Below are 24,734 nucleotides of genomic sequence, written 5' to 3'. Positions count from 1 at the left end.
CAAACCTTTTTAGGTTTTGTTTATCAAAATGAGGCAGCCTTTTCTCTTTGTAAACTCTATTCCATTGGGGAAAAGAAAGTGGAGAGAGGGGAATATGATGGAAGTAGAAATAAATCAAAAAGAGAGAATGCAGCTACTCCTTCAGCAAATTAATCTAACAGAGGATGCTGTTGTCGTTCACTTTAAAAATGGTTTAATTGCAAAATTAACTGTTCATAAACAAAGTAAAAAGTGGCATTTCCATTTTCAATTTGAAAGAATTTTACCCTTTGACGTATTTCAATTATTTCAGACAAGACTAATAAAAGCATTTTCTCATATTGCAGAAGTGACCTTTTCAATCGAAGCGAAGGAAGCAATATTTGATGAAAAGCTTGTCAGAGATTATTGGTCAATTTGTATTAGCCAGTTGGATGGGATTTCACCACCAATGCTATCGCTATTAAATGAGCAAGTTCCAACGGTACAAGGTGTTAAAGTCATTGTTAAAACGAAAAATGATACAGAAGCAATGACAATTAAGAGAAAATATGCTTCATTAATCCAAGAGAGCTTTCAGCAATTTGGCTTTCCAGTTTTCCAATTAGACACAACTGTTGCTGTATCAGAGGAAGAAATTAAAAAGTTCCAGGAATTAAAACGACAAGAAGATAAAGAAAAGGGACTTAAAGCATTAGAAGATATGGTGAAGGCGGAGAAGGAAGATCAATCTCAACCAGAGCTCTCTGGTCCATTGACGATAGGTTATACAATTAAAAATGATGAAGAAATACGCACGCTCGCTTCTATTGAGGATGAGGAACGAAGAACAACGATTCAAGGGTATGTATTTGACGCAGAAACGAAGGAATTAAGAAGCGGTAGAACGTTACTTACCTTCAAAATTACTGACTATACAAGTTCGATTTTAGTGAAAATGTTTGCTAGAGATAAAGAAGATGCAGTGCTCGTACAAGCAGTTAAAAAAGGTATGTGGTTAAAAGTACGAGGAAGTATTCAAAACGATACCTTTGTTCGAGATTTAGTCATGATCGCGAATGATATTAATGAAATTGCTCCTAATGAACGGGTCGATCGTTCAAAAGAAGGGGAAAAACGCGTTGAATTACATCTTCATTCTCCGATGAGCCAAATGGATGCAGTAACATCAGTTAGTAAATATGTTGAGCAAGCGAAAAAATGGGGGCATAAGGCGATTGCCTTAACAGATCATGCTGTCGCACAATCATTCCCTGAAGCATACTCTGCAGGGAAGAAGCATGGTGTGAAAATTCTCTATGGCGCTGAAATTAATTTAGTTGATGATGGTGTACCTATTGCATACAATGATGCAAACCGTTTGTTAGCAGATGAAACCTATGTCGTGTTTGACGTGGAAACAACTGGTTTATCAGCAGTATATGACACAATTATAGAATTAGCTGCCGTAAAGGTTCGTGGCGGCGAAATTATCGATCGATTTGAATCCTTTGCAAATCCACATCAATCATTATCAGCGACAATCATTGATTTAACAGGTATTACAGATGATATGCTTACAGATGCACCAAACGTTGATGAGGTGTTAGCGAAATTTAAAGAGTGGATCGGTGATGACATATTAGTTGCACATAATGCAAGTTTTGATATGGGCTTCTTAAATGTAGGTTTTAAAAAGCATTTAGGTGAAGAAAAAGCAAAAAATCCGGTAATTGATACGCTGGAACTAGGACGCTTTTTATATCCTGAGTTAAAAAACCACCGGTTAAATACTCTATGTAAAAAGTTCGATATTGATTTGACACAGCATCACCGTGCAATCTATGACTGTGAAGCAACAGGATTTTTACTGATTAAAATGTTGAAGGATGCCGAAGAAAAAGGCATTGAATACCATAATCAATTTAATGACAATATGGGAAAAGGCAATGCGTATCAACGGTCTCGTCCATACCATGCAACAGTCTTAGCAAAAAATGATATCGGCTTGAAAAATTTATTTAAGCTAGTCTCAATTTCGCATCTCAATTACTTTTATCGAGTCCCGCGAATTCCTCGGTCACAGTTAAATAAATATCGAGAAGGCTTAATCATTGGTTCTGCCTGTGATAAAGGGGAAGTTTTTGAAGGGATGATGCAAAAATCTCCTGAAGAGGTTGAGGAAATTGCGCAATATTATGATTATTTAGAAGTCCATCCTTTAGAAGTTTACAATCATTTAATTGATTTGGAATATATTAAGGATGAAAATGCTTTAAAAGAGATTGTAACTAATATTGTAAAATTAGGTGAAAAGCTCAATAAGCCTGTTGTTGCAACAGGTAATGTCCACTATTTAAATCCGGTTGATAAAATATACCGAAAAATATTAATTAGCTCTCAAGGTGGGGCAAATCCGCTAAATCGCCATGAATTACCTAATGTACATTTCCGTACAACTGATGAGATGTTAAATTGTTTTGCATTTTTAGGTTCTGAAAAAGCAAAAGAAATTGTCATTGAAAATACGAATAAAATCGCGGACTTGATTGACGAAATAAAACCGATTAAGGATGACTTGTATACACCGAAAATTGAAGGTGCAGATGAGGAAATTCGGGCAATGAGTTATTCGCGAGCAAGAAGCATTTATGGTGAAAACCTTCCGGAGCTTGTTGAAGCAAGACTTGAAAAAGAGCTTAAAAGTATTATTGGCCATGGTTTCGCTGTTATCTATTTAATTTCTCACAAGCTAGTAAAAAAATCATTGGATGATGGATACCTAGTAGGTTCTCGTGGTTCGGTCGGCTCCTCATTTGTTGCAACGATGACGGAAATTACCGAGGTAAACCCATTGCCACCTCATTATGTTTGTCCTGAATGTCAACACTCTGAATTTTTTAATGATGGTTCTGTTGGCTCTGGCTTTGACTTACCTAATAAGGAATGTCCAAACTGTGGAGCGCAATATCAGAAGGACGGACACGATATTCCGTTCGAAACATTCCTTGGGTTTAAAGGGGACAAGGTACCTGATATCGATTTAAACTTCTCTGGGGAATACCAACCTACTGCACATAACTATACGAAAGTATTGTTCGGAGAAGACAATGTGTATCGTGCAGGTACGATCGGTACTGTTGCAGAGAAAACTGCTTATGGATATGTAAAAGGATATGCAAATGACCATAATTTAATCTATCGTGGTGCAGAAGTAGATCGGTTAGTTCAAGGCTGTACTGGTGTTAAACGGACAACAGGACAGCATCCAGGCGGAATTATCGTTGTTCCTGATTATATGGATATTTATGATTTTTCACCTATTCAGTATCCAGCAGATGCAACTGGTTCAGAATGGCGGACAACTCATTTTGATTTCCATTCTATCCATGATAATCTATTAAAATTAGATATTCTAGGACACGACGATCCGACAGTTATCCGCATGCTTCAAGATTTAAGCGGTATTGATCCTAAGACCATTCCTACCGATGATCCTGAAGTAATGAAAATTTTCAGTGGGACTGAGTCATTGGGCGTCACAGAAGAGCAGATAATGTGTAAAACGGGAACACTTGGTATACCTGAATTTGGTACACGATTTGTGCGGCAAATGCTTGAAGACACAAAACCAACTACGTTTTCTGAACTTGTTCAAATATCAGGACTATCTCATGGTACAGATGTTTGGTTAGGAAATGCACAAGAATTAATTCACAATAATATTTGTACATTAAGCGAAGTAATAGGTTGTCGTGACGACATTATGGTTTACTTAATTTATCAAGGATTGGAACCTTCCTTTGCATTTAAAATTATGGAATCTGTTCGTAAAGGTAAAGGGTTAACAGATGAAATGGAAGAAGAAATGAAAAAACAGAATGTTCCAGATTGGTATATTGATTCATGTCTTAAAATTAAGTATATGTTCCCTAAGGCACATGCTGCAGCATATGTTTTAATGGCAGTGAGAATTGCATGGTTTAAAGTACATCATCCACTTCTTTATTATGCGGCATATTTCACTGTCCGTGCAGATGATTTTGATATTGAAACAATGGCCAAAGGTTCTACACCTATTCGAGCAAAAATTGAAGAAATAAATGCAAAAGGATTAGATGCATCACCAAAAGAGAAAAACCTTTTAACTGTATTAGAATTAGCTTTAGAAATGTGTGAAAGAGGCTATTCCTTCCAAAAGGTTAATCTCTATCGATCTAGTGCAGATGAATTTATTATTGATGGGAATTCATTAATTCCACCATTTAATTCGATACCAGGTTTAGGAACGAACGCGGCAATTAACATTGTCAAAGCAAGAGAAGAAGGAGAATTTCTATCAAAAGAAGATCTTCAACGCCGTGGAAAGGTATCGAAAACAATCATTGAGTATCTTAATGCACAAGGTTGTTTGGATGAATTACCTGATCAAAATCAATTATCACTGTTTTAATCTTTTAAATGAACAGTCTAAACCTACCCGTATATTTGCAATAAATTTATGGTTATGTTATGCTTTAAATGGAAATGCTAACGATAAGCAGAGAAAAAGGAGAGTGGGGAAACCCACTCTTTCGTATTGTAATCACTCTTGTCACTCGGATAGTATAGTACATATTATTCCCTGCTCAAAAGGCAGGGTTTTTCAGCAACATACGATATAAGGCTAGCAAAGATTTAATCAAAAGTATAAACCGATTTTACTTATTCATATATTATTAAATGCTAAATTAGCGCTGATTATTTCTTGATGATTTCGACTAGTCTTAAAAAACATTCGCTACGGTTTCTTAGCAAGGAGGAAGAGAATGAGCAAGAAGGTAACAGATATCGTAGAACAATTAGTTACACCAATCGTGAATGATATGAATTTAGAGTTAGTGGATATTGAATATGTAAAAGAAGGGTCAAATTGGTTTCTTCGAGTTTTTATTGATTCCGAAAAAGGCGTTGACATTGAAGAATGTGGAATTGTAAGTGAACGCTTAAGTGAACAGCTAGATGAAACTGACCCAATTCAGCATAACTATTTTTTAGAGGTATCTTCACCTGGTGCTGAGAGACCATTAAAAAAAGAAGCTGACTTTGAAAAGTCTATTGGTAAGCAAGTTCATATCAAAACGTATGAGCCTATCGATGGTGAAAAAGTGTTTGAAGGTGTCCTGACAGCATTTGATGGTCAAACGATCACTGTAACTGTTACGATAAAAACTAGAAAGAAGAAAATTGAAATCCCTTATGCTAAAGTTGCAAAAGCAAGATTAGCTGTAACCTTTAATTAAATGAGAAAATCATCTCATTTGAAAAAGAAATAAAAATAAGAGATTTTTTTCCTCGCTCTCCTTTTTTTATAAGGCTTTTTACGTAAACATTGCTGACTTTTACTTAGTAGTATTGTGTGGGAAGATAGTAAACCACTTATTGGATACCTGTCTCTCTCTCTTAGCAATTCTACTTGGGCTTTTATGAAAAAGGATGAAGATGGACATGCAAACAAATTTGTATTTAGTTTATTTTTTAAGGGGGAAACCGTTAAAATGAGTAGTGAATTATTAGATGCTTTAACAATATTAGAAAAGGAAAAAGGCATCAGCAAAGATATCATTATTGAAGCAATTGAAGCTGCTTTAATTTCTGCTTATAAAAGAAATTTTAATCAAGCGCAGAACGTAAGAGTTGATTTAAATCGGGAAACTGGAACGATGAAGGTTTTTGCGAGAAAAGACGTAGTTGATGAAGTGTATGATCCACGTCTGGAAATTTCTTTAAGTGAAGCACAAAGTATTAATCCAAATTATATGTTAAATGATGTAATTGAAATGGAAGTTACACCTAAAGACTTTGGAAGAATTGCAGCGCAAACTGCTAAACAAGTCGTGACACAACGTGTTCGTGAAGCAGAGCGTGGAGTTATTTACAGTGAATTTATTGATCGTGAAGAAGATATCATGACAGGTATTGTTCAGCGGATTGACTCAAAATTTATTTATGTTAGCCTAGGCAAGATTGAGGCTCTTTTACCAGTTAGTGAGCAAATGCCAAATGAAACATATAAACCACACGATCGAATCAAAGTGTTTATTACGAAAGTTGAAAAAACAACAAAAGGGCCGCAAATTTTTGTTTCTAGAACTCACCCTGGCTTATTAAAAAGATTGTTTGAAATTGAAGTTCCAGAAATTTATGATGGGACAGTTGAAATTAAATCTGTATCACGTGAAGCGGGAGACAGATCAAAAATTTCTGTCCACTCTGACAATCCTGAGGTTGATCCAGTAGGTTCATGTGTTGGGCCTAAAGGTCAGCGAGTACAAGCAATTGTTAATGAGCTAAAAGGTGAAAAAATTGATATTGTAAGATGGTCTGAGGATCCAATTGAATTTGTTGCAAATGCGTTAAGTCCTTCAAAGGTTGTCGAAGTTCTTGTTAATGAAGAAGAGAAAGCGACAACAGTTATTGTTCCTGATTATCAGCTTTCATTGGCCATTGGAAAAAGAGGGCAAAATGCTCGTTTAGCAGCAAAACTTACAGGCTGGAAAATCGATATTAAAAGTGAATCTGATGCTGAAAAGGCTGGTATTTATCCACTAAACTCAGCAGATAAAGATGAAAATTTTGACGATGAACCACTTTTAACAAGTATACATGAACCAGAGGTTAGTGAATAAGAGGTGAATCATATGAGCAATCGCAAAATTCCTTTACGTAAATGTGTTGCAACAGGGGAAATGAGAGCAAAGAAAGAACTTGTTCGTGTTGTCCGTTCAAAGGAAGGCGATGTATCAGTCGACTTAACAGGTAAAAAAAATGGGCGAGGAGCTTATATCACACTTGATAAAGAGTGCATTCTCCTAGCAAAGAAGAAAAATATCCTTGCCAATCATTTAAAAACATCGATTGATGATACTTTATATGATGAACTCTTACAGTTGGCTGAGAAGGAGAAAAAATAAATAAATGAACGATCAGCAACAATGGATGTCCTTATTGGGCTTAGCAAATCGAGCACGAAAAGTTATTTCAGGAGAGGAACTTGTTGTAAAAGAGGTGAGACAAAAGCGAGCTAAGCTTGTTTTACTCTCACAAGATGCATCAAATAATACAATGAAAAAGGTAACAGATAAATGTAAATTTTATCAGGTACCTATTATTACTGTAAATAATCGTTACCAACTTGGGCAAGCAATTGGCAAGGAAGCTAGAGTAGTTGTAGCGATTAATGATGCGGGCTTTGCTACAAAGTTAAAAACCTTGCTCGATTAATATTCTTGGGGGTGAACGTATGACAAAAATGCGAGTATATGAATATGCAAAACAAATAAATGTATCAAGTAAAGATATTATTACTACGTTACAAGAGATGAATGTCGAAGTAAATAATCACATGTCAACGATCGAGAATGATGTGATTGTAAAACTAGACCAAAAATTCAAATCAAATAATGAATCAAATAAGAAACCGGGGAAACAAGTGACTAATACAAATCAAACGACAAATAAACAAGATAATAATAAAACAAACATTGAAAATAAACCTGCAAATAATAAATCACAAAAGCCTTTTAATAATTCAAACCGTGATAACAAAAAACCGAACCAATCTAATCACAAATCCAACCAAAATAAAGGGAAGAAAAATAATCATAACAAGAAAAACAAAGGTACTCATCAGCAACAACCTATCCAAGCGAAGCCGAAAAAGGAACTGCCTAGCAAAATTACCTTTACAGGCAGCCTCACTGTTGGGGAACTTGCTGCTAAGTTAGGGAAAGAGCCATCAGAAATTATTAAAAAGCTTCTTCTTCTAGGAACTATGGCAACAATTAATCAGGAATTAGATAAAGATTCGATTGAACTAATTGCTGGAGAATATGGTGTTGAAGTTGAAGAAGAAATCGTATTTGAAAAAACAGAATTTGAAAAGTACGAAGAAGAGGACCGTGAAGAAGATTTACAAATCCGTCCAGCTGTTGTAACGATTATGGGACATGTTGACCATGGTAAAACAACACTTCTAGATTCAATCCGGAATACGAAGGTGACTGAAGGGGAAGCTGGCGGTATTACACAACATATCGGTGCATACCAAATTGTTGCAAATGATCAAAAGATAACCTTCTTAGATACTCCAGGTCACGCAGCATTTACAACAATGCGTGCTCGTGGTGCGCAAATTACTGATATTACAATTCTCGTTGTTGCTGCTGACGATGGTGTTATGCCACAAACAATTGAAGCGATCAACCATGCAAAAGCTGCCGAGGTGCCTATCATTGTTGCTGTTAACAAAATTGATAAACCGACTGCAAATCCTGATCGTGTCATGCAGGAATTGACAGAACATGGTTTAGTACCTGAAGCATGGGGTGGAGATACTATTTTTGTACCTGTATCAGCATTAACAGGTCAAGGTCTTGATGAGTTACTAGAGATGATTTTATTAGTAACTGAGGTTGAGGAGTTAAAAGCAAATCCTAATCGTAGAGCTACTGGAACTGTTATTGAAGCACAATTGGATAAGGGAAGAGGCTCAGTTGCTACACTTCTTGTTCAAAATGGAACATTACGTGTCGGAGATCCAATCGTAGTTGGAAATACATTCGGCCGTGTTCGTGCAATGGTAAATGATCTAGGTCGACGTGTGAAAGAAGCAGAACCTTCCACTCCTGTTGAAATTACAGGCTTAAATGATGTCCCACAAGCAGGGGATCAATTTATGGTATTTGAGGACGAGAAGCAAGCTCGTCAGGTTGGTGAAGCTAGAGCGCAGAAGCAGCTTGATGAGCAGCGTAGTGAAGGCTCTAAGCTAAGCTTAGATGATTTATTTGAACAAATAAAACAAGGTGATATTAAAGACATTAATTTAATCGTAAAGGCAGATGTTCAAGGTTCTGTTGAAGCATTGGCTGCTGCTTTACAAAAAATCGATGTTGAAGGTGTGAGAGTAAAAATTATTCACACTGGTGTTGGAGCGATCACTGAATCAGATATTATTCTTGCAGCTGCTTCAAACGCTATCGTTATTGGCTTTAATGTTCGCCCTGATAGTGGTGCAAAGAAAACGGCAGATGTTGAAAATGTAGATATCCGCCTGCATCGAATTATTTATAAAGTAATCGAAGAAATTGAATCAGCGATGAAAGGTATGCTTGATCCAGAATTTGAAGAAAAGGTAATTGGTCAAGTTGAAGTTCGTCAAACATTTAAAGTATCAAAAATCGGAACGATCGCTGGTTGTTATGTGACAGAAGGAAAAATTACCCGTGATAGTGGGGTTCGCTTAATTAGAGATGGAATTGTTATTTTTGAAGGTGAAATTGATACATTAAAACGTTTCAAAGATGACGTTAAAGAGGTTGCTCGTAACTATGAATGTGGTATCACAATTAAGAATTACAATGATGTGAAAGAAGGAGACATCATTGAGGCTTATGTGATGGAGGAAATTGAGCGGAAATGATAGGATTTATTGATTGTGAATGCATAATATATGACACACAATCACTAAAAGAAAAAAGAGCAGTTTTACAACGAATTCTTACAAGAATCAAGCAAAAGTACAATGTTTCAATTTCTGAAATAGATTTTCAAGACACTTGGCAACGAACGAAATTCGGTATTGTTGCGATCAGTTCATCTAAAGTTCAGACTGAGCGAGAGCTGCAAAATGTTTTAGGATTTATAGATTCTTTTCCTGAAATTGAGCGAACTGTTACTATGTTTGAATGGTTGTAAATGAAGAGGTGAATGGCATGAGCTTAAGGGCAAACCGTGTCGCTGAACAAATGAAAAAGGAATTAGGCGATATAATTGGACGGAAAATTAAAGACCCACGTATTGGTTTTGTTACAGTTACAGATGTAAGTGTATCTGGAGACTTACAAATTGCAAAGGTATATATATCTGTCCTTGGTGATGAGGAACAAAGAGAAAACACATTAAAAGGATTAGCTAAGGCTAAAGGCTTTATCCGTTCAGAAATTGGGCAAAGAATTCGTCTAAGAAAAACGCCTGAAATTCAATTTGAATTTGATGAATCAATTGACTACGGTAATAGAATTGAAACACTAATTCATGAGTTAAACTCCCAACATAATCAGGGCGAATAACTCCTTTCTACAAAGGGATAGACAATGGCGTCTATCCCTTTGTTAATGGATAAGTACGTTAAATGGCTGAACAATTATGTTGCATGATGATAAAAATACCTATGCATGTTTGTTTGGTATGAATAAAGGAGGTAATCATATTTGGAAGGTGTTTTATTATTAAATAAACCAGTTGGTATGACATCTCATGATTGTGTCGCAAAAATGAGAAAACTTGCTAAGACGAAGAAAGTAGGTCATACTGGGACACTCGATCCGGATGTTACGGGAGTTTTACCAATATGTCTTGGACGGGCAACAAAAATTGTGGAATATTTAACCGCTTCTTCTAAAACGTATGAGGCTGAAGTAACAATTGGCATTTCAACGACAACAGAGGACGCTTCTGGTGAGATCGTTGAACAAAGAAATGTTACATCTCCATTATTAAAATTACAAGTTGAACAGGTTCTCAATTCTATGCTTGGACAAATTGAACAAGTGCCTCCGATGTACTCCGCCGTAAAGGTGAAGGGGAGAAAACTTTATGAGTATGCTAGAGCAGGGATTGAGGTAGAGCGTCCGGTTCGTCAAATTACAATAACCGATATATGCTTGTTAGGCGATGTTACGAACACTGACTCCCTGTCGAAGTTCAAATTTCGTGTCACTTGTTCAAAGGGAACATATGTTAGAACATTAGCAGTTATGATTGGAGAACGTCTTGGTTATCCCGCACATATGTCAAAGCTAGTGCGAACAAAATCAGGACAATTTGATCTAGCTGATTGTTTATCTTTTGAAGAAATTGAGACGAAAGTTGAAAATGGTACTCTTCAAGAGTCATTATTATCAATCGGAGAAGCGTTAAAAGATTTGCCGAAATTTATTATCCATGATACGCTATCAAAGAAAGTGAAGAATGGTGCCGTGCTTGAGCTTCCATCACAATTTCATAACTTTGAGTCAGGTGCTCCGATCGTTTTGTATGATGATGAAGATAGATGCCTCGCAATTTATGCAAAGCATCCGACGAAGCATCATCTTATGAAGCCAATAAAGATATTAATGATTGAAAATTAAGCTGTTTTAAGTAGAAAAGGTGAAGTTGACTGTGAAAATAATAAAATTGTCTCATCCACATCATAAAGTCAATCAAGATTTTGATGAAATGACCTTGGCTTTAGGTTATTTTGATGGGGTACATAAAGGACATCAAAAGGTCATCATAAAGGCAAAAGAAATAGCTGAGGAAACTGGAATGAAGAGTGCAGTTATGACATTTCATCCACATCCACTTGTCGTACTGCGTAAACAAAAGGAAATCGATTATCTTACACCTCTTGAGGAAAAAATCAAATTAATCGAGCAGTTAGATGTCGATCTCTTATTTATAGTTGAATTTACAGAGGAATTCGCTGCATTATCTCCGCAGCAATTTGTTGACGAGTATATTATCAATTTCCATGTAAAGCATGTAGTTGCTGGGTTTGATTTTACATATGGACATTTAGGTAAAGGAACGATGAACACCTTGCCTGAACATTCTAGGGAGCAATTTTCTTGTACGACTGTTGAAAAGCAAACTGATCATGATCGAAAAATTAGCTCATCATTAATCCGTGAAGCGATTAAAAATGGTGACATTATTTATGCGAATAAATTACTAGGAAGACCACATTCCGTTTCAGGAACGGTTGTGCATGGTGATAAACGAGGTAGAACGATTGGTTTTCCGACCGCGAATGTTGATGTTCCAGATATGTATTTGATACCTCCTACAGGTGTCTATGCGGTATCCCTCACAGTGAAGGGAAAAGAATACAAAGGTGTTTGTAATATTGGATTTAAACCAACTTTTAATAAAGAGAAGGAACTTAAACCAAGCATTGAGGTTCATATTTTTGACTTTAATCAAGATATATATGGAGAAAAGGTTTCTGTTTCGTGGTACAAACGTATAAGAAGTGAACAAAAGTTCCATAATGTAGATGAACTTGTTGCTCAAATTTCTAAAGATAAAAACGATGCATTACAATTCTTTGCAGAAAAAATGTATTAGTTCTTGCAAAATGAATAAAAAAATAGTATTCTAATTGATGTAACTTAAAACCATTGCTTGGCAAATCGATTCACCACCGATTGCTCGGTAATTGGGGTTTTTGAAAATTAAGGAGGTGAAAAGGATGGCTATCACACAAGAACGTAAAAACGAACTTATCGCAACTTACAAAACACATGAATCTGATACTGGTTCACCAGAGGTTCAAATTGCTATCCTTACTGAGGACATCAATAACTTAAACGAACACTTACGCGTTCACAAAAAAGACCACCACTCACGTCGCGGTCTATTAAAAATGGTAGGTAAGCGTCGTAACTTACTAACTTACTTACGTAATAAAGATGTAACTCGTTATCGTGAATTAATCAACAAGCTTGGTTTACGTCGATAATACCTTAAAAAGCGGGATTTTTCCCGCTTTTTTAGTGTATATAAATATGACTGAAAAGGTAAGTCTGATATAATACACACCATAACAACTAATATCATCATCCAATTTTAAATAAACTACCTTTAAGTAATTAAAGTAGGTATGCATGCGATTATGCTAAAACAATCGTGATACGATGAAATTATTTTGTTTATACTAATACATATACGCCTGAATATAAGAGAGGAGTTTTACATAAATGGGACAAGATAAGCAAACCTTTTCCATAGAGTGGGCTGGTAGAAACCTAACGGTAGAAATTGGCCAATTAGCTAAACAAGCAAATGGTGCTGTTCTCGTACGATATGGTGATACAGCGGTATTAAGTACAGCGACAGCGTCAAAGGATCCTAAGCCACTTGACTTTTTCCCTTTAACTGTTAATTATGAGGAACGTTTATATGCTGTTGGGAAAATTCCTGGTGGATTTATTAAAAGAGAAGGTCGACCTAGTGAAAAAGCAATTTTGGCAAGTCGCTTAATAGATAGACCAATAAGACCATTATTTGCAGATGGTTTTCGAAATGAAGTACAAGTCATAAGCATTGTAATGAGTGTCGATCAAGACTGTTCATCTGAAATGGCTGCAATGTTTGGTTCATCATTAGCATTATGTGTATCTGACATTCCATTCGAAGGTCCAATTGCAGGTGTTACGGTTGGACGGATTAATAATGAATTCATCATTAATCCAACTGTAGAACAAACTGAGAAAAGTGATATTCATTTAGTTGTTGCAGGTACTAAGGATGCTATTAACATGGTTGAGGCTGGTGCAAATGAAGTACCAGAAGAAATTATGCTTGAAGCAATCATGTTCGGTCATGAAGAAATTAAACGACTAATTGCATTCCAAGAAGAGGTTACTGCAGCTGTTGGAAAAGAGAAAATAGAGGTTGAACTGTTCCAACTAGATGCTGACCTAGAAAAGGAAATCCGTGAACGAGCTGAAAAAGACTTATTAAAGGCTATTCAAGTTCAAGAGAAACATGCAAGAGAAGAAGCGATTACTGAAGTAAAAAATGCGGTATTAGCTCATTATGAAGAAATAGAAGCTGACGATGAAACATTGAAGCAAGTAAATCAAATCTTAAGCAAAATCGTTAAGGCTGAAGTTCGTCGCTTAATTACGGAAGAAAAGATTCGACCAGACGGCCGAAAAGTGGATGAAATCAGACCGCTATCGTCTGAGGTTAATCTATTATCTAGAACACATGGTTCAGGATTATTTACAAGAGGACAAACCCAAGCACTTAGTATTTGTACACTCGGAGCACTTGGCGATGTTCAAATCCTTGACGGACTTGGTATAGAAGAATCAAAACGGTTTATGCACCACTATAATTTCCCACAATTTAGTGTTGGGGAAACAGGGCCAATGAGAGGTCCAGGACGTCGTGAAATTGGTCATGGTGCCTTAGGTGAAAGAGCATTAGAGCCTGTTATTCCTTCAGAAAAGGATTTCCCATATACAATCCGTTTAGTGTCTGAAGTATTAGAATCAAATGGTTCAACTTCACAAGCAAGTATTTGTGCAAGCACATTGGCGATGATGGATGCAGGTGTACCTATTAAAGCACCTGTTGCTGGGATTGCAATGGGACTTGTAAAGTCTGGCGAGAATTACACAGTTTTAACAGACATACAAGGAATGGAAGACCATCTTGGTGATATGGACTTCAAAGTAGCGGGAACAGAAAATGGTGTAACTGCATTGCAAATGGACATTAAGATTGCTGGATTATCTCGTGAAATCCTAGAAGAAGCCTTACAGCAAGCGAAAAAGGGAAGAATGGAAATATTAAAAACAATGCTTGATACAATTTCCGCCCCTAAGCAACAGCTTTCTCGATATGCTCCAAAGATTTTAACAATGACAATCAACCCTGACAAAATCAGAGATGTTATTGGACCAAGTGGAAAGCAAATCAATAAAATTATTGAAGAAACTGGCGTAAAAATTGATATTGAGCAAGATGGTACTGTATTTATTTCATCTGTAAATGAAGAAATGAACCAAAAGGCGAAGAAAATTATTGAGGATATTGTCCGTGAAGTCGTTGTTGGACAAATGTATCTTGGTAAGGTAAAACGAATTGAAAAGTTCGGTGCTTTTGTTGAGATATTTAATGGGAAAGATGGCTTAGTCCATATTTCAGAGCTAGCAGAGGAACGTGTTGGAAAAGTTGAAGATGTCGTTTCCATTGGTGATGAAATTCTCGTTAAAGTAACAGAAATCGATAAGCAAGGAAGAGTAAACCTTTCTAGAAAAGCTGTATTAAAAGAGCAAAAAGAAAAGGAAAAGCAAGAAGGGTAATATGGAGGCCGGGGAAACCGGGCTTCTTTTCCATTTTATCTTATTTTCCAGTTAGGAAAGTGAGATGGAATGTTCTTTACATATCATGAGGAAGGCAATTGTTTTCTAGTTCTACCTTGTCCCCTTTTTACATATTTTTAAATGAAAAGGGGGATACATAATGCAAAGGAAACTATTACAAATCGTTGGATTTATTGCCATCTTAACGGTTAGCTTAGGGTTTATCGGAAACCCCTATCTACCTGCTTTAAATATTGATATTCAACATATTAGTCAAACTGTTTCAAAGCAGCAGGACAGCTTGTATCAAGAAATTGTTGAAAAATCAGATGAATATAAGATACCTGCACAAGATGCGGAAATACATAAAGTTTGGAAAGCGACTCCAGGCTATAATGGGATCGAAATTGATATCGAGGAATCATATGAGCGGATGAAAAAGAAAGGTGTTTTTGATGAAAAACTTCTTATTTACCGTCAAGTGAAACCAAAAAAACATCTTGAAGATTTGCCTGCAGAGCCTATATATCGAGGACATCCCGATAAACCAATGGTTTCCTTTTTAATAAATGTTGCATGGGGGAATGAATATATTCCAGAAATGCTTGATACATTAAATAAATATCATGTTAAAGCAACATTTTTCTTAGAAGGTCGCTGGGTGAAAGAAAATCCAGAAATAGCAAAAATGATCGTTGATGCTGGTCATGAAATTGGTAATCATTCTTATACTCATCCTGATATGAGCAAGTTGTCTGCGGGGAAAATCAGAGAGCAAATACAAAAAACAAATGAAGTCATTAAATCAATTACTGATGTAAGTCCAACATGGTTTGCACCACCAAGTGGCAGTTTTCGTGATGAAGTCGTAAAAATAGCTGCTGAATATCATATGAAAACGGTTATGTGGAGTGTTGATACGATCGATTGGCAAAAGCCTGCACCACATGTATTAGTCCAACGGGTAATGGATAAAGTTCATAATGGTGCGATAATCTTAATGCATCCAACTTCACCAACAGCACAAAGCCTTGAAACGTTAATTTTATCAATTAAGAAAAAAGGGTATTCCTTTGGATCGATAAGTATGCTAATGGATGAGGAAAGACTCTTCGATGGACAGATGATGAAAACAAAAAAAGATTCTGGCAACTAAGAAGGAGGAACACGCTTGATCAAAAAGTATACGTGTCAAAATGGAGTAAGAATTGTATTAGAAAACATCCCTACTGTTCGTTCCGTAGCTATTGGTGTATGGATTGGAACAGGTTCGAGAAATGAAAATAAACAGAATAATGGTGTGTCACATTTTTTAGAGCATATGTTTTTTAAAGGAACAAAAACAAGATCGGCAAGAGAAATCGCAGAATCGTTTGATAGCATTGGTGGGCAGGTGAATGCTTTTACTTCAAAGGAGTACACTTGTTATTATGCAAAAGTATTAGATGATCATGCAGGATTTGCCTTAGACGTACTTGCAGATATGTTTTTCAATTCGACCTTTGATGAGGAAGAATTAAAGAAGGAAAAAAATGTTGTATATGAAGAAATCAAAATGTATGAGGACACACCTGATGATATAGTCCATGATTTGTTAAGTCGTGCAACATATGGAGATCATCCATTAGGCTACCCAATTCTTGGAACAGAGGAAACACTTGCAACATTTAATGGCGATACGTTAAGGGAGTATATGAATAATTATTATACTCCTGATAATGTCGTAATTTCGATCGCAGGTAATGTTTCAGAAGAATTTATTAAACAAGTAGAAAAACACTTCGGTTCTTATGAAACTGGAGCAAAGAAACGAGAATTTGAAAAGCCAAGCTTTATGGTTGAAAAAATTGCTCGGAAAAAAGAAACTGAACAAGCGCATCTCTGTATTGGATTTAACGGTTTAGAAGCTGGGCATGATGACATCTATAGCTTAATTGTCCTTAATAATATTTTAGGTGGAAGTATGAGCTCTCGCTTGTTTCAGGATGTAAGGGAACAAAAAGGACTAGCCTATTCAGTATTTTCCTATCATTCATCTTATCAAGATAATGGCATTTTAACGATTTATGGCGGTACAGGCAAAAAACAATTAAATTTGTTATTTGAAACGATTCAGGAAACACTATCCACATTAAAAAATGACGGAATAACTGCCAAGGAATTAGCCAATAGTAAGGAACAGATGAAAGGCAGTTTAATGCTTAGTCTTGAAAGCACGAATAGTAGAATGAGCAGAAATGGTAAAAATGAATTGATGCTAGGTCGCCACCGCTCACTAGATTCCATTATTGAATTGGTGAACGAGGTGACAGAGGATAGTGTAAATTCACTTGCAAATCAAGTGTTTACAGATCAATATGCTGTATCATTAATAAGCCCTGATGGAGTTTTACCAGATAAGCTTAGCTGAAAAAACATAAGGCTTTAGAAAAATGTCTACAATAAAAATTTGTAGGCATTTTTTTTTATCATCAAACGATACAATATACTAAGGGGGAATGGACATGAGATTAAGTGAACTAAGTGGCAAAGAAATCGTCGATGTAAAAAGAGCCGAAAGACTTGGTGTATTAGGCCAAACAGATTTAGAAATAAACGAACAAGGGCAGATTACTTCATTAATTATTCCATCTTTGAAATGGTTTGGCCTTAGGAAACAAGGTCAAGAAATTAGAGTCCCTTGGCAGCATATAAAAAAAATTGGCACGGATATGATCATTTTAGAGATTCCTGATGAAACGATGGAAAAAATAGAATGATATATGATTTTAGCGGCTGGCACTATGCCAGCTTTTTTATTTTGCCAACCTTTATTTCTTCGTTCATTTTTCCTCTAATTAATCACCCAAATCTTATTTTCTACATAGTATGTTGAAGTAAGTTATCCAACAAAACGTTGAAATGAAAACAGATAACATGCGAAAAAAGAAGGTGAACGTTCAACATGTTAACAGGTTTAAACGTAGCTGTTTTCGGAGGAGATGCAAGACAGCTTGAAGTTATCCGTAAATTAACTGAACTTGATGCAAAACTTTACCTTATTGGGTTTGATCAACTAGACCATGGCTTTACAGGAGCAAATAAAGTAAAGATAGATGAAGTTCAATTCCAAGAATTAGATGCGATTATTTTACCTATCCCTGGTACTGACCTTAATGGGATGATTTATACAGTTTTTTCAAATGAAGAGATTAAATTAACCGAAGACTTACTAAAAAATACACCTTCACATTGTGTCGTGTATTCTGGAATTTCAAATTCTTATTTAGATAATATGGTTCAATCATCAAACCGTAAATTAGTTCAGCTTTTTGAAAGAGATGACGTAGCCATTTATAATTCGATCCCTACAGTTGAGGGTACGATTATGATGGTCATCCAACATACTGATATAACGATTCATGGTTCAACAATTGCCGTTTTAGGTTTAGGTAGAGTTGGAATGAGTGTTGCAAGAGCGTTATCCGCTTTAGGTGCAAAGGTAAAAGTAGGTGCTAGAGATTTGGCACATTTAGCAAGGATTACTGAGATGGGGTTAACTCCATTTTCATTAGAAAATATTCAAGATGAAGTAAAGGATATCGATGTTTGCATCAATACTATTCCCCACATGATCATTACTGAAAAGGTTCTATCAAATATGCCTGCACATACGTTAATCGTTGATTTAGCTTCAAAACCAGGGGGAACGGATTTTCGATTTGCTGAAAAGCGAGGAATAAAAGCGTTGCTTGCACCAAGTCTACCAGGAATTGTTGCGCCTAAAACGGCTGGGCAAATCATTGCTAATGTTCTTACTCAGCTTTTAAGTGAATTATTAATAGAAGGAAAGGGGTCTTCTTCATGAAATTAGCTGGTAAAAGAATTGGCTTTGGGATTACTGGCTCACATTGTACTTACGAGGAGATTTATCCGCAAATTAAGGTGTTATTAGATGAGGGAGCAGATGTTATACCTGTTGTCACATTTACTGTAAAGAATACGAGTACTCGTTTTGGTACAGCAGGGGAATGGGTAGAAAAAATAGAGAAGCTCACTGGTAATCAAGTAATTGATTCTATCGTTGCTGCAGAACCACTTGGACCTAAGCTTCCATTAGATTGTATGGTCATTGCTCCGCTAACTGGAAATTCAATGAGTAAATTAGCAAATGCATTAACTGACTCTCCGGTACTTATGGCTGCTAAAGCAACGTTAAGAACTCATCGTCCAGTTGTCGTAGCTATTTCTACTAATGATGCTTTAGGTTTAAATGGAGTCAATCTTATGCGTTTAATGGCTACTAAAGATATTTACTTTATTCCATTTGGTCAGGATGCACCAGATAAAAAGCCAAATTCAATGGTTGCGAGAATGGAATCATTATTAGATACTGTTCTTGCTGCCCTAGAAGGAAGACAATTTCAACCTGTAGTAGTAGAAAAGTTCCGTGATCTCGAAAAATAATTTAAAAATTCAATAAAATAATAATAAATTTATAGGATCTTTCGACAATTAATGTGATAAAATAGTACGTAAAAGATTTAGCGCTATTTTTTATTAGAAATAGCTGGAAGGGGCTAGTATTAATGAAAGCAAAAGGTTATCATGTAGCAGTAGTTGGAGCAACAGGAGCAGTAGGTCAACAAATGCTTCTTACATTAGAAAGACGTAATTTTCCTATATCAAAACTAACTTTGCTTTCTTCTGAACGTTCCGCAGGTACTAAAATTACGTTCAGAAACGAAGAATATATAGTTGAGGCAGCAACGCCTGAAAGTTTTGAAGGTGTTCAAATAGCATTATTTAGTGCCGGTGGTAATGTTTCAAAGCAGTTCGCTCCAGAGGCTGTAAAACGTGGAGCAATTGTTATTGACAATACAAGCGCATATCGCATGGATGAAAATGTACCTTTAGTTGTACCAGAAGTAAATGAGGAAGCATTAAAAACACATAATGGGATTATTGCTAACCCAAATTGCTCGACAATTCAAATGGTCGTTGCACTTGAACCGCTAAGACAACAGTTTGGATTAAATAAAGTCATCGTTTCGACATACCAAGCTGTTTCTGGTGCAGGAGCAGCAGCTATTAATGAATTAAGAGAACAATCACAGGCTATTTTAAACGGTGAAGAATTTACACCAGAAATCCTTCCTGTCAAAGGTGACGAAAAACATTATCAAATTGCGTTTAACGCTATTCCTCAAATAGATAAATTCCAAGATAACGGATTTACGTTTGAAGAAATGAAAATGATTAATGAAACGAAGAAAATAATGAGTATGCCAGAGTTACAGGTAGCAGCTACATGTGTTCGTTTGCCTGTTGAAACTGGTCATTCCGAATCAGTTTATGTAGAAATAGAAAAAGAAGACGTAACAGCTGACCAAATCAAGGAGCTGCTTAAGAATTCTGATGGTATTACGTTACAAGACGATCCGGCAAATCAACTATATCCAATGCCTGCTTTAAGTGTTGGAAAGAATGATGTATTTGTTGGAAGAATTCGTAAAGATTTAGATTGCAACACTGGCTTCCATATGTGGATAGTTTCTGATAACCTATTAAAGGGTGCCGCTTGGAACTCAGTACAAATTGCGGAAAGTCTTGTAAAACTACAATTAGTTTAATCTTAATTAAGAAGAGAGCAGGCATTTTCCGAGCTCTCTTCTCTCACGTCTATAGTTTGAGGTGCTACAATGAGGATTTTAGTTCAAAAATTTGGTGGAACATCTGTTAAAGATGATAATGGAAGAAAACTTGCTCTAAATCATGTGAAAGATGCGATAGAACAAGGCTATAAAGTGGTTGTTGTCGTTTCTGCAATGGGCCGAAAGGGGGCTCCATATGCTACAGATACATTGCTAGATTTAGTATATGGTGGAACGGAAATGATTTCGAACAGAGAACAGGATATGTTACTCTCCTGTGGAGAAGTGATTTCTTCAATCGTTTTCTCAAGCATGTTAAATGAGGCAGGAATCAATGCAACTGCATTTAATGGAGCACAAGCTGGATTTATTACAAATGATGATCATACGAATGCAAAAATTCTTGAAATGAAATGCGACAGATTATTGGAAACATTAAAAACACATGATGTAGTTGTTGTTGCTGGCTTCCAAGGTGCGTCAAAAACAAATGGGGACATTACAACAATCGGTAGAGGTGGAAGCGATACGTCAGCCGCAGCATTAGGTGCAGCACTTGAGGCTGAATATGTAGATATTTTTACTGATGTTGAAGGAGTCATGACAGCTGATCCAAATATCGTGGAAACGGCTCGCCCTCTTTCAAATGTGACGTACACTGAAATCGTAAATCTTGCATATCAAGGTGCAAAGGTCATTCATCCAAGAGCAGTTGAGATTGCAATGCAATCTGAAGTGCCAATTCGAGTGCGATCAACATACTCACAATCATCAGGTACATTAGTTCAGGCAAAACATACTTCTAAAAGAGGTAGTGATGTGCATGAACGATTAATTACAGGAATTGCTCATGTTTCAAATGTGACACAAATCAAGGTCACGGCAAAAGAAGGTCAATATGATGTCCAATCAGAAGTTTTTAAAGCGATGGCCAACGATGGTATAAGTGTTGATTTTTTCAATATTACACCAATGGGCGTTGTGTATACAGTGACAGAGAATGTTACAGATCGGGCAATATCGATCTTAAATGATCTTGGGTATGAGCCTGTTGTTACGAGAAATTGTGCTAAAGTATCTACTGTTGGAGCAGGAATTATGGGTGTTCCAGGTGTTACGGCAAAAATTGTTACGGCATTATCTGAAAAGGGAATTCAAATTCTTCAGTCAGCAGATAGTCATACAACAATTTGGGTTTTAGTAAAAGAAGAAGATATGATTAAGTCGGTTAATGCACTACACGAAGCTTTTGGTTTATCCGAAATAAATCAATAAAGGATAGTAGTTATTGAAGTTGGCTGCAAAAGGAGTGAGAGTGGGAATGGGTCATTTTGGAAAACTTTTAACAGCAATGGTAACACCGTTTGATATAAACGGTAATATCGATTTTCAAAAAACCTCTACACTAATAGATTACTTAATCAATCATGGAACAGATGCTTTAGTTGTAGCAGGTACAACAGGAGAATCCCCAACACTAAGTTATGAGGAAAAAATCGCATTAATCAAACATACAGTGAAAGAAGTAGCAGGTAGAGTCCCTGTTATTGCAGGAACGGGCAGTAACAATACAGCTGCTTCGATAAAACTGACTAAGAAAGCAGAAGAGAGCGGCGCTGACGCCATAATGCTCGTCGTTCCTTATTATAATAAACCTAATCAAGAAGGTTTGTACCAACACTTTAAAGCGATTGCCGAGTCAACAAAGCTGCCTATTATGTTATATAACATACCGGGAAGAAGTGTTGTTAACTTAGAGGTTGATACGATTGTAAGACTTTCTGAGCTGCCTAATATTGTCGCGATAAAAGAAGCGAGCGGAAATTTAGATGCAATGGCAGAAATTATTTCAAAAACAAAAGATGAATTTGTCTTGTATTCAGGAGATGATGCCTTAACATTACCGATCTTATCAATTGGTGGTGTAGGGGTTGTTTCGGTCGCATCCCATATTATTGGGAAAGAAATGCAGGCAATGATTTCATCATTCGTTGAAGGGGATTATCTTTCTGCTGCAAAGCAACATCAAAAGCTACTCCCTGTCATAAAACAGCTTTTTACTGCACCGAATCCTGTTCCAGTAAAAACAGCATTGCAAATTAGAGGTTTAGACGTAGGTTCTGTCCGATTACCGCTAATACCGTTAACAAATGAGGAACGAAATCAATTAACGAAAATAATTGATAATCATTTGTAATGATGAAGGGCTTGATACGATTTCGTATCAAGCCTTTTTATTTAAGAAAGGAAATGAAATGATACCTTTCCACATTGTTTAAATACTATCCTCATGAATATATGCTTCTATGATGTAGCCAAAATTTCCTTGTATTCCATTTCTTTCATCAGTTATAATGTTTCTAAGTGACGTTGAACGGGTACTTCAGTGGGGAGGATAAATTAAATCATGGAAAAGACAGAAAATATAAAAATTATCGCCTTAGGTGGCGTTGGTGAAGTCGGAAAAAATATGTTTGTCATCGAAATTAATTCTAGTATTTTTGTTGTGGATGCCGGACTCATGTATCCAGAGGGAGAAATGTTAGGAATTGATATGGTGATACCCGATATTACTTATTTAAAAGAAAATAAGGAACGTATTAAAGGAATCTTTTTAACACATGGTCATGATGAGAGTATTGGAGCGATTTTTTATTTGCTCAATAATATTCAAGTGCCGATTTATGGGACAAAGCTTACGTTAGCATTAGTTGCGGAGAAGTTAAAGGAAAATCGTATGAAGCAATCAGTTTTAGTAAAAGAAATTGATGCACATTCTGTTTTAACCTTTGAAGATACCGTTATCACATTTTTTAGAACAAACCATAGTATCCCAGATACAATCGGTTTAAGCTTTGCAACGACTATGGGGGCAATTGTCCATACAGGTGATTTTAAATTTGACCAAACTCCAATTGGTTCAGATTATATGGATATTGCCAAAATTGCCAAAATTGGTGAAGAGGGAGTCCTCTGCTTACTATCAGATAGCATCAATGCTGAAAGACCGGGTTATTCAGGCTCTGAAGCGATTGTTGGCAATGAAATTCAAGATGTCATGTACAACGCTAAAAGCAGAATTATCGTTTCAGTTTTTGCGTTTAACCTTGTTCGTATCCAGCAAGTAATAAATGCGACTGCTAAAAGCAATCGAAAGCTGGCGATTGTTGGGAAAAATATGAGTAATAATCTCAACTTAGCGATTAACTTAGGATATATTGAAATCGATGATGAACTGATTATCCCCGTAAACGACATTGATAAATATCCAGCGAATGAAATTACAATCTTAACGACAAGCAATCAAGGCGATACATTATCTGTCTTATCAAGAATGGCAAAGCAATCACACAAACAAGTAAATGTTAAAGAAGGAGATACGGTTCTTATTGCATCTACTCCAATCCCTGGCCATGAGCTCGTTTTTTCAAAAACAATTGATTTACTCTACCGGGCAGGTGCGAATGTTATCTTTGGTGAAAAACAAATTCATGTTTCAGGACATGGCCATCAGGAAGAGCTAAAGATGATGCTAAATATAACGAAGCCTAACTATTTTATCCCGATTCATGGCGAATATAAAATGCAAAAAGCCCATGCAAAGCTTGCAATCGAGGTTGGGGTAAATGAAGAAAACATATTTATTGTTGAAAAAGGTGACGTTATAGAGTTTAAAGAAAATCAAGTGTCAACGAGTGGAAAGGTGCCATCTGGAAACATCTTAATTGATGGATTAGGGATTGGCGATGTTGGAAATATTGTTCTTCGCGACAGACGTTTATTATCACAAGATGGAATTTTAATTGTTGTCGTGACATTAGATAAACAGAAAAAACAAATCATTTCAGGCCCTGAAATCATTACAAGGGGATTTGTTTACGTTCGTGAATCAGAGGCATTAATCGGTAAAGCAACTGATATTGTTTCAGATATCGTAAAACGAAGCATGCAAGAATATTCAATCGAATGGTCAGCGTTAAAATTAAGTATACGTGAGTCGCTTAATCAATTTCTCTATGAAAAAACGAAGCGTAGGCCGATGATTCTTCCAATTATTATGGAAATTTAAATTATCGTAGGACGAGCTATTTTCAAAAGGCATTGAATTATCAATGCCTTTTTCTAAAGATAAGAAAGTATAAAAATTTGGGTCTACCACAGTCATTTAAGCTGTGGTATTTTCATTTTATGGAGACCAATATATTGAGAAGAATATTTTTTGATAAACACCAACATTGGGAAG

21 protein-coding genes are annotated in these 24,734 nt (G+C 36.2%); all 21 read left to right on the top strand.

The genetic code is table 11. The features are described 5' to 3' along the window. Positions 1–97: 97 nt before the first annotated feature. The 21 genes from ACTJJ9_RS08220 (at position 98) to ACTJJ9_RS08120 (ending at position 24,560) form a co-directional block, all read left to right on the top strand. On the top strand, positions 98–4,411 hold the full coding sequence (locus tag ACTJJ9_RS08220) for a PolC-type DNA polymerase III (protein WP_440768590.1): 4,314 nt from the start codon (positions 98–100) through the stop codon (positions 4,409–4,411). A 355-nt stretch (positions 4,412–4,766) separates the two neighbouring features. Further along, positions 4,767–5,240, top strand: coding sequence for a ribosome maturation factor RimP (gene rimP, locus ACTJJ9_RS08215; protein WP_095298165.1), 474 nt, complete (start codon positions 4,767–4,769; stop codon positions 5,238–5,240). Positions 5,241–5,495: 255 nt separating this feature from the next. Further along, complete coding sequence (gene nusA / locus ACTJJ9_RS08210; protein WP_095298163.1) at positions 5,496–6,626, top strand: transcription termination factor NusA; 1,131 nt, start codon at positions 5,496–5,498, stop codon at positions 6,624–6,626. Between the two features lie 12 nt (positions 6,627–6,638). Beyond that, positions 6,639–6,911, top strand: a complete 273-nt coding sequence (gene rnpM, locus ACTJJ9_RS08205; protein ID WP_095298161.1) for an RNase P modulator RnpM — start codon at positions 6,639–6,641, stop codon at positions 6,909–6,911. A gap of 4 nt (positions 6,912–6,915) precedes the next feature. Beyond that, positions 6,916–7,221 (top strand): YlxQ family RNA-binding protein, encoded by a 306-nt coding sequence (locus tag ACTJJ9_RS08200; RefSeq protein ID WP_095298159.1) that lies wholly within the window; start codon positions 6,916–6,918, stop codon positions 7,219–7,221. Between the two features lie 19 nt (positions 7,222–7,240). After that, positions 7,241–9,418 carry a translation initiation factor IF-2 gene (infB, locus tag ACTJJ9_RS08195; protein WP_145580948.1) on the top strand — a complete coding sequence of 726 codons (2,178 nt, stop codon included), beginning with the start codon at positions 7,241–7,243 and terminating at the stop codon, positions 9,416–9,418. After that, positions 9,415–9,693, top strand: coding sequence for a DUF503 domain-containing protein (locus ACTJJ9_RS08190; RefSeq protein WP_095298155.1), 279 nt, complete (start codon positions 9,415–9,417; stop codon positions 9,691–9,693). Before infB ends, ACTJJ9_RS08190 begins: the two co-directional genes overlap by 4 nt. A gap of 17 nt (positions 9,694–9,710) precedes the next feature. After that, positions 9,711–10,067 (top strand): 30S ribosome-binding factor RbfA, encoded by a 357-nt coding sequence (gene rbfA / locus ACTJJ9_RS08185; RefSeq protein WP_095298153.1) that lies wholly within the window; start codon positions 9,711–9,713, stop codon positions 10,065–10,067. Positions 10,068–10,208: 141 nt separating this feature from the next. After that, positions 10,209–11,129, top strand: coding sequence for a tRNA pseudouridine(55) synthase TruB (gene truB / locus ACTJJ9_RS08180; RefSeq protein WP_145580949.1), 921 nt, complete (start codon positions 10,209–10,211; stop codon positions 11,127–11,129). A gap of 31 nt (positions 11,130–11,160) precedes the next feature. Next, the gene (ribF, locus tag ACTJJ9_RS08175; protein WP_145580950.1) at positions 11,161–12,108 is read left to right on the top strand and encodes a bifunctional riboflavin kinase/FAD synthetase; all 948 of its coding nucleotides are present in this window, start codon (positions 11,161–11,163) and stop codon (positions 12,106–12,108) included. A gap of 124 nt (positions 12,109–12,232) precedes the next feature. Next, complete coding sequence (rpsO, locus tag ACTJJ9_RS08170; protein WP_095298147.1) at positions 12,233–12,502, top strand: 30S ribosomal protein S15; 270 nt, start codon at positions 12,233–12,235, stop codon at positions 12,500–12,502. 238 nt (positions 12,503–12,740) lie between these two features. Then, positions 12,741–14,858: a polyribonucleotide nucleotidyltransferase gene (gene pnp, locus ACTJJ9_RS08165; RefSeq protein WP_145580951.1), complete on the top strand. Its 2,118-nt coding sequence runs from the start codon at positions 12,741–12,743 to the stop codon at positions 14,856–14,858. 160 nt (positions 14,859–15,018) lie between these two features. Next, positions 15,019–16,014, top strand: a complete 996-nt coding sequence (locus ACTJJ9_RS08160) for a polysaccharide deacetylase family protein (RefSeq protein WP_095298142.1) — start codon at positions 15,019–15,021, stop codon at positions 16,012–16,014. A gap of 15 nt (positions 16,015–16,029) precedes the next feature. Next, on the top strand, positions 16,030–17,268 hold the full coding sequence (locus ACTJJ9_RS08155; protein ID WP_095298140.1) for a M16 family metallopeptidase: 1,239 nt from the start codon (positions 16,030–16,032) through the stop codon (positions 17,266–17,268). 94 nt (positions 17,269–17,362) lie between these two features. Next, complete coding sequence (locus ACTJJ9_RS08150; protein ID WP_095298138.1) at positions 17,363–17,617, top strand: YlmC/YmxH family sporulation protein; 255 nt, start codon at positions 17,363–17,365, stop codon at positions 17,615–17,617. A gap of 185 nt (positions 17,618–17,802) precedes the next feature. Next, on the top strand, positions 17,803–18,705 hold the full coding sequence (gene dpaA / locus ACTJJ9_RS08145; protein ID WP_095298137.1) for a dipicolinic acid synthetase subunit A: 903 nt from the start codon (positions 17,803–17,805) through the stop codon (positions 18,703–18,705). Continuing rightward, positions 18,702–19,304, top strand: coding sequence for a dipicolinate synthase subunit B (locus ACTJJ9_RS08140; protein WP_145580952.1), 603 nt, complete (start codon positions 18,702–18,704; stop codon positions 19,302–19,304). The genes dpaA and ACTJJ9_RS08140 overlap by 4 nt, the downstream gene beginning before the upstream one ends. Before the next feature lie 122 nt (positions 19,305–19,426). Then, a complete protein-coding gene (asd, locus tag ACTJJ9_RS08135) occupies positions 19,427–20,470 on the top strand; it encodes an aspartate-semialdehyde dehydrogenase (protein WP_095297704.1) in 1,044 nt (347 codons plus the stop codon). 69 nt (positions 20,471–20,539) lie between these two features. Continuing rightward, the gene (gene dapG / locus ACTJJ9_RS08130) at positions 20,540–21,766 is read left to right on the top strand and encodes an aspartate kinase (RefSeq protein WP_095297702.1); all 1,227 of its coding nucleotides are present in this window, start codon (positions 20,540–20,542) and stop codon (positions 21,764–21,766) included. A 46-nt stretch (positions 21,767–21,812) separates the two neighbouring features. Then, on the top strand, positions 21,813–22,688 hold the full coding sequence (gene dapA / locus ACTJJ9_RS08125; protein WP_095297700.1) for a 4-hydroxy-tetrahydrodipicolinate synthase: 876 nt from the start codon (positions 21,813–21,815) through the stop codon (positions 22,686–22,688). Between the two features lie 210 nt (positions 22,689–22,898). Next, positions 22,899–24,560: a ribonuclease J gene (locus ACTJJ9_RS08120; protein WP_095297698.1), complete on the top strand. Its 1,662-nt coding sequence runs from the start codon at positions 22,899–22,901 to the stop codon at positions 24,558–24,560. Positions 24,561–24,734: the final 174 nt, after the last annotated feature.

It is taken from the genome of Metabacillus sp. 22489 (assembly GCF_052044855.1).
Taxonomy (GTDB): domain Bacteria; phylum Bacillota; class Bacilli; order Bacillales; family Bacillaceae; genus Metabacillus; species Metabacillus niabensis.
Note: the sequence above shows the minus strand (reverse complement) of the source record. Positions and strands in the feature narration are given on the sequence as shown.

Bases quoted from the DNA above. Each gene is read 5' to 3' on its own strand.
- ACTJJ9_RS08220 (WP_440768590.1), top strand. From the start codon at position 98: ATGGAAGTAGAAATAAATCAAAAAGAGAGAATGCAGCTACTCCTTCAG.
- rimP (WP_095298165.1), top strand. From the start codon at position 4,767: ATGAGCAAGAAGGTAACAGATATCGTAGAACAATTAGTTACACCAATC.
- nusA (WP_095298163.1), top strand. From the start codon at position 5,496: ATGAGTAGTGAATTATTAGATGCTTTAACAATATTAGAAAAGGAAAAA.
- rnpM (WP_095298161.1), top strand. From the start codon at position 6,639: ATGAGCAATCGCAAAATTCCTTTACGTAAATGTGTTGCAACAGGGGAA.
- ACTJJ9_RS08200 (WP_095298159.1), top strand. From the start codon at position 6,916: ATGAACGATCAGCAACAATGGATGTCCTTATTGGGCTTAGCAAATCGA.
- infB (WP_145580948.1), top strand. From the start codon at position 7,241: ATGACAAAAATGCGAGTATATGAATATGCAAAACAAATAAATGTATCA.
- ACTJJ9_RS08190 (WP_095298155.1), top strand. From the start codon at position 9,415: ATGATAGGATTTATTGATTGTGAATGCATAATATATGACACACAATCA.
- rbfA (WP_095298153.1), top strand. From the start codon at position 9,711: ATGAGCTTAAGGGCAAACCGTGTCGCTGAACAAATGAAAAAGGAATTA.
- rpsO (WP_095298147.1), top strand. From the start codon at position 12,233: ATGGCTATCACACAAGAACGTAAAAACGAACTTATCGCAACTTACAAA.
- pnp (WP_145580951.1), top strand. From the start codon at position 12,741: ATGGGACAAGATAAGCAAACCTTTTCCATAGAGTGGGCTGGTAGAAAC.
- ACTJJ9_RS08160 (WP_095298142.1), top strand. From the start codon at position 15,019: ATGCAAAGGAAACTATTACAAATCGTTGGATTTATTGCCATCTTAACG.
- ACTJJ9_RS08150 (WP_095298138.1), top strand. From the start codon at position 17,363: ATGAGATTAAGTGAACTAAGTGGCAAAGAAATCGTCGATGTAAAAAGA.
- dpaA (WP_095298137.1), top strand. From the start codon at position 17,803: ATGTTAACAGGTTTAAACGTAGCTGTTTTCGGAGGAGATGCAAGACAG.
- ACTJJ9_RS08140 (WP_145580952.1), top strand. From the start codon at position 18,702: ATGAAATTAGCTGGTAAAAGAATTGGCTTTGGGATTACTGGCTCACAT.
- asd (WP_095297704.1), top strand. From the start codon at position 19,427: ATGAAAGCAAAAGGTTATCATGTAGCAGTAGTTGGAGCAACAGGAGCA.
- dapG (WP_095297702.1), top strand. From the start codon at position 20,540: ATGAGGATTTTAGTTCAAAAATTTGGTGGAACATCTGTTAAAGATGAT.
- dapA (WP_095297700.1), top strand. From the start codon at position 21,813: ATGGGTCATTTTGGAAAACTTTTAACAGCAATGGTAACACCGTTTGAT.
- ACTJJ9_RS08120 (WP_095297698.1), top strand. From the start codon at position 22,899: ATGGAAAAGACAGAAAATATAAAAATTATCGCCTTAGGTGGCGTTGGT.